This is a genomic window from Sporocytophaga sp. (genome assembly GCF_017745095.1).
Classification (GTDB): domain Bacteria; phylum Bacteroidota; class Bacteroidia; order Cytophagales; family Cytophagaceae; genus Sporocytophaga.
In genome coordinates this window covers 241-6267 of record NZ_JAGHZZ010000045.1, presented here as the reverse complement: position 1 = coordinate 6267, position 6027 = coordinate 241, and the positions used below count along the sequence as shown (strand labels likewise).

Here is a 6027-nt window from a genome sequence, read left to right as displayed (position 1 = left end):
GCTGTCCTATTTTTGGGGAGGGGTACACAAGCTCTTGAGAATGCAATAAGAAATAATTAATGTTAAGAATAAAATTATGGATAGTAAATCAATTTATATAGATATGTATGATAAGGCTGCTTATATTCAGCCTTACATTTATTATTATTTAACCTTTAATACTATTCCCAGCAGAATGGGAATAAAGAATGTTGACAAAAATAAATTATACAATTGTCTTATTGAAAAGTATGCACTTTCAGAAGATAGAATTATCAAGTCTCAGTCGTTTGATCAGGAAAAGAATAAGGTATGGCACAGTTATGTATTGTTTGATATTGGGAATCATTGTATGATTTTTTTCAATTCAAACTGGGGATGTTATCCGGGTGCTAAACTTGTTGAAGTTTTATATTCATATAAAACAGATTCTGGTTTTAGAAGGGAAGTGGAAGATCTTGTTAAGAGCTATATTATCAAAGAAGAGATAAAGTCCGAGATTAACCTTATCTGTAAAGATGACACACTTTCTCTTTCTTCGTTTGAAATACCGAATACCAATCTTGATCTTGGCTTAAACTATAATGATGATTTTATAGAAATAGATAAGATTATAAAAGAAAGATTGAACAAACCTAAGGATAAAGGTATTGTTCTATTGCATGGACTTCCGGGCACAGGGAAGACAAACTATATAAGGCACTTGATCTCAAGTATAAATAAGAGAATGATCTACCTGCCTCCTGACATTGTATATGAAATAGGAAGTCCTGGGTTTCTTTCTTTCCTATCATATTACTCAGAGTCTGTACTTGTTATAGAAGATGCTGAAAACGTCATCATGGAAAGGTCGGGTGGATCTAATGGTGCGATCTCTAACCTTCTAAATCTGTGTGATGGACTTTTGTCCGATTGCTTGAATATTCAGGTGGTATGTTCTTTTAATACTGATATATCTAAAATAGATAAAGCGCTGATGAGAAAAGGCAGACTTATTGCAAAGTATGAATTTCAAAAGCTCACTGTCGATAAGGCTCAGCAACTTTCAGATTCTTTGGGCTTTTCAAAAATCGTGACTCAAAGTATGACTGTAAGTGAAATTTACAATCAGGATCAAAAGGAGTTTGCTTGTAATACTCAAGCATCGATTGGGTTCGGAAGAAATAAAATAGTAGCTTAAGTTGTAAGTTTGAAATTCTGAGAGTATAGTACACACTCGTCTCATCTTCACCTGAAGATTATGTGAGAATGAATCTGGATAATTTATTGATATTGTCGGATGATTAAATGATCAGATAAAAGTTTTGTGTAGAGACGCCATGGATGGCGTCTCTTTTTTATAATGCAGATTATTTGATTGAGAAGCTGAAAATGTTTGAACTGGGATTTATGGGATTGGGGGATAGACAGGATTATCTTGGATAGAATTGACTTAAGGATTTTTAGATCTGTGAAATGCTTTAAGATTGCCAAATAGCGAATTCAGGACTCTGGAGAATTCGACCTCAGAAGCTCGAATTTATGGGCTAAAAGCTCGAAAATTCGAGTTCTGCACTCGAAATTTTGGAATAAAAGCTCGAAAATTCGAGTTCAGAGCTCGAAATTATGGACTGAAAGCTCGAAATTTCGACCCTCAGAGCTCGAAATTATAAGCTAAAAGCTCGAATATTCGCCTTCGGAACTCGAAATTATAGGCTAAAAGCTCGAAAATTCAACTTTAGAGCTCGAATATTGAATTGATCTTCTAAAACTCTTTAGAAAAGAATAAAGTGCAATAAAAAAGGCTGTCTTTCTGGTGAGAAGACAGCCTTTTGTTTATGTCGGTTCTAAATTAACCTTCAATTATAGACCCTTTATCTTTTTTATATTTACCTCTTACAAACCTGGCCTTTAATTTTTCATAAGCAGATCTCAAGCCGGGCACAGTATCTTTTTGAAGCTGCACCTGTGCATATACTTCCAATGCACTGCTCATGGCTTCGCTGCCTACTTCCATTAATGTATCATCCAGCTTTTGCTGGAATGAATCGACATTCATCTTGATTGTTATAAGCGCTTTTGTAAGATCGGAATCTTTGCCAAACTCTGGTTTATCAAATGTAGTAGGCATGATAGAAGGAAACGCTTTTACTGTTTCATTGGCATCACCGACAAAGTCTACACTTTTGGGACCTAACTTGGGAAGAGATTGTCGTTCTTCAATGCTTAAAGAAATTAAAAAAGGTAACAATCTTTCTGCTTCTTGCAGATAAGCAATCACTTTCTGAACATCTTCAGCAGTGACAACGGCACTAACATTTTTTTCCATGTTAAAAATGGGTTTTTAGGTTGAAAATTATTTTTATTCTTTCAATTGAAAGCAAAAAGGAAGCAGCAAGAAAGGTTGATTAAAAATTCCGATAGTGTCTTGCTGGTTGATGATGCGAGTATAGTAAGTTTTTGAATATTAGGCAAGTAGTAAAGTGAAATATTCTGGAGCTCAATTGTAAAGGTCCAGCTCATCGATGATTTTTTAAAATAAATCTTCTTTGCATATAAAACAAAAGCCGGACAATCTCTCATCCGGCTATTCATATTCACCTATGCGGCATTAGCTTCAGGCAGCTCTTCTGCTGCTGCATCTAAGAACTGCAGCAAAAAGAAAAGATCTTCAGGCATCTTTTCAAACGGCCATCCGAGCATAATATCACGGTCCATACTGAGACATAAAAGAAACATGTCTCTCAGACTTTGGCTGAGTCTCTTTGCCGGTACGACCTCTAGAAAGACGTCGAGTTCATCAATGATATTTTTGTTGATTTTTGAATTCTCCGGAAGCTTAATCTTCCGGCGTTTGGGCATATCTCCGCCTTGCGGGATAGCCTGGTTGATTGGTTCTGCTGGCATTTGTATAAAAATGGTTTGCCCGAGGATTGCCAACAGAACGCAGTTCGTGCCCCTGGCCATTACTGATACCAGGATCCTCAGGCAATAAGTTAATGCTGTAGTACTATTTCAATACCACTAAAGTCTTAAATAAAAATAAATAGTGTGGTATTGCTACCACGTTCTGTTGGCGCAATAAAGATAAGAAAAATACTTGCAATTGTGTCATATATAGATCTTTATCTTTTTGTTGAACATTGTACATTATTTTTTGATATATTCGATTTCGTAAAATTATTATCAATCATTGAAAACCAGTATAGACTTTCTTCCTGCGCATAAGCAGGGAGAGCTTATCTCTGTGAGAGATCTTATTGTAGAAGCATTTGAACCGGAGATGATTATTTTGTTCGGATCTTATGCGCGCAATGAGTGGGTGGAAGACCGCTATGTGGAAGATGGCATTACTTATGAATACAAAAGTGATTTTGATATACTTGTTATCTCTCGTGTAGAGCTGGGCCCAAGACGCAGCAACCGCTGGTATAAAACAGAAGAGTCTGTAAAGAAGCTTCCTTTACAAACACCGGTAAGCCTTATTCATCACGGTATAAAGTTCGTGAACAAAGAAATTCGCAAGAACAGTTATTTCTTTACCGACATTCTTAAAGAAGGTGTTTTGCTTTATGATACTCAGAACTTCCAGCTCGCAGAGCCTGGCGTGTTGAATGAACAGCAGCTGAAGAAGCAGGCTAAAGAGGATTTTGAGCAGTGGTTTGGAAGTGCGAATGTTTTTTTGAAAACATATTTTTTTAATCTGAATGAGAATGATTTGAAAATTGCAGCCTTTCAACTTCATCAAGCAACAGAAAGATATTATACAGCTTTACTTTTAGTATATACAGGCTATAGACCCAAGACCCACGATATACAAAAGCTAGGAGAGATGGCTGCTCAGATCAATGAAAGATTCAAAACTGTATTTCCTTTCGCAGATCCTGAAAGTAAAGCACGTTTTGAGCTTCTCAAAAGAGCCTATATAGATGCGCGCTATCAGAAGACTTACACAATAGGTAATGAAGATCTAGAATATCTTGCTAAACGTGTAGAGGTGCTGAGGGATTTGGTGAAGGAGGTTTGTGAGGAGAGGGGGAGATGATTAGTAAGATCTCTAAGTGTAAATTTATAACCAAACTAATTTATTAATGAATAACATCGCAATTATTATTGGAGTTAGCAAATATACTGACAAGTCGAATGACCTGCCTGGATGTAAGAATGATGCTAAGGCAATATATCAGATCCTTAATAAGACAGAAAAATTTGGGAATATTTTATATATTAATAATGAAGAAGGAAGTGCTAATACAAAAGAGTTATTAACAAATTTCATAGCAGGGAATAAAGGGAAAGAGATAGATGAGGTGTTTTTTTATTATTCTGGGCATGGGGAATTTATAAATGATGAATTTTATTTCTTGTTATCTGATTTTGACCCAAAGAAAAGAAATCAAACTTCTTTACAGAATAAAGAAATGGATGATTTTATTAGAACATTAAATCCAAATTTATTTGTTAAGGTTATTGATGCATGTCATTCGGGAACTGCTTATATAAAGGAAGCTAATGTTTTAGCTAAATATTTAGATGAAAGCAAAAAAGGATTCCGAAAGTGCTATTTCCTTAATTCATCCTTAAGTCATCAATATTCATATCAAAATAATTTTATAAGTGATTTTACTCACAGTTTTATTTGTGCATTGAGGGATTTTAAATCAAATGAAATTAGGTATAAAGACATTATCGATGTAATTGCTGATTATTTTTCCGAAAGTTTAGAGCAGACACCATTTTTTATAATACAAGCAGATTTGACAGAACGGTTTTGCTCCTTTACCAAAGAATTAAAGGATTATCTTGATACAATTGCGGGTAGTCCTCAGAAAATTCCAACAGAGAATACCATGGAGAAATCAGTTTCATTATTAGAATTGGTTAAGTTAGATGCTAAAAATTATATTGATAAAAAAGGAGCATTTGAAATGTTAGAACTTATACAAAATGATTACAATGCATTTCAACTCCCTGGAGATTTAGACAAATTGTTTAATACAAAGGTAGAGTTTTTAGAAAGTTATCAATCAATTCCTGTTAAAAAGGCGATAACAAAGTGGTTGGAAAAAAATACAGACCCTTATTTTGTTGAAGTCGTTAGTGAGGAAAATTATGATTATGATGGTAATTTATATTGGGATCTAGAGATTGTATCAAAAGTAGATATTCCTTATAAAGGAATATCTATTGACTTGATAGGTTTGTTTCCGAATATAGAATGCTATAATTGTCAGGTAATATTTTTCTTGTCTAGAAGGGCAATCAGATTTTTTTATTTTGTGTCAACGTATTTAGAGGAAAACTGGGATAACAAGAAACTTGATTTAACTCAAATAAAATGGATTACAATTGAAACTAAATTTGAAGGTAATAACCCAGTATTAAAAACAATTCAAAACATAAATAAAGACTTGATAAGTAAGGTAGAGAATGATTTAAAAGAAAAATTTAATATTGAAGAATTGTAATAAGAGAAAGGATGTCTGAAGAGTTTGAATAAGATTTTTTAAATTAAATTGTACTACTCTAGTATTAAGGTAAAGTGAAGTTAATTTACAAATAATAACGAAATAACAAAGTAATGGATTGGAAAGAAGCTAAGAATATCGATAATAATAATTATGAACTTCCAGGAGATTGGTTAAAAATGGAATATTTTGAAGCATTAAATATACTTTTTCGCATTGAAAATTCATTAAGGGTTTTTGTATATATAATCCTCAAAAATCAGTTTAATGAAAAGTGGAAGGATCTAACTGTAACAAGTGATGATGAAGAACAGTCAACGATTAATGCTATTGCAAAGAGAAGGTTGGCTCAAGATAAAAACTATGCATATTTAGGATATATTTTAAATAGCCCACTGCTTCATCTAACAAGTGGTGAGCTAATAAGAATAATTACTCATGATTCATATTGGCAACATTTTAAAAGTTATTTTTTGGGTTCTAAGGAAATTATGAGAAATAAACTTGACGAAATAGGCAATGTAAGGAATTCTTTAGCTCATTTTAGGCCAATTAAAAAAGGAGACGTTGATTTAATAAAACAAAATGCAATACATACATG

Annotated in this window: 6 protein-coding genes; 4 read left to right on the top strand and 2 right to left on the bottom strand. The window is 33.5% G+C overall.

Annotated features, from left to right (window positions below):
- The first annotated feature begins 76 nt into the window (after nt 1-76).
- Nucleotides 77-1159: an AAA family ATPase gene (locus tag J7604_RS26035; protein WP_293903253.1), complete on the top strand. Its 1083-nt coding sequence runs from the start codon at nt 77-79 to the stop codon at nt 1157-1159.
- 651 nt (nt 1160-1810) lie between these two features.
- Here J7604_RS26035 and J7604_RS26030 read toward each other — a convergent pair.
- Entirely contained in the window at nt 1811-2287 is a 477-nt protein-coding gene (locus J7604_RS26030; protein ID WP_293903250.1) for a hypothetical protein, read from the bottom strand.
- Nucleotides 2288-2559: 272 nt separating this feature from the next.
- Nucleotides 2560-2865, bottom strand: coding sequence for a hypothetical protein (locus J7604_RS26025; RefSeq protein ID WP_293903247.1), 306 nt, complete (start codon nt 2863-2865; stop codon nt 2560-2562).
- Nucleotides 2866-3151: 286 nt separating this feature from the next.
- Between J7604_RS26025 and J7604_RS26020 the strand changes: the two genes are divergently transcribed.
- The 3 genes from J7604_RS26020 to J7604_RS26010 all read left to right on the top strand — a co-directional run.
- Nucleotides 3152-4003 carry a HEPN domain-containing protein gene (locus J7604_RS26020; RefSeq protein WP_293903244.1) on the top strand — a complete coding sequence of 284 codons (852 nt, stop codon included), beginning with the start codon at nt 3152-3154 and terminating at the stop codon, nt 4001-4003.
- A 46-nt stretch (nt 4004-4049) separates the two neighbouring features.
- On the top strand, nt 4050-5426 hold the full coding sequence (locus J7604_RS26015) for a caspase family protein (protein ID WP_293903241.1): 1377 nt from the start codon (nt 4050-4052) through the stop codon (nt 5424-5426).
- Between the two features lie 113 nt (nt 5427-5539).
- Nucleotides 5540-6027: Swt1 family HEPN domain-containing protein (locus J7604_RS26010; RefSeq protein WP_293903238.1), on the top strand; the 488-nt coding region annotated here is incomplete at its 3' end.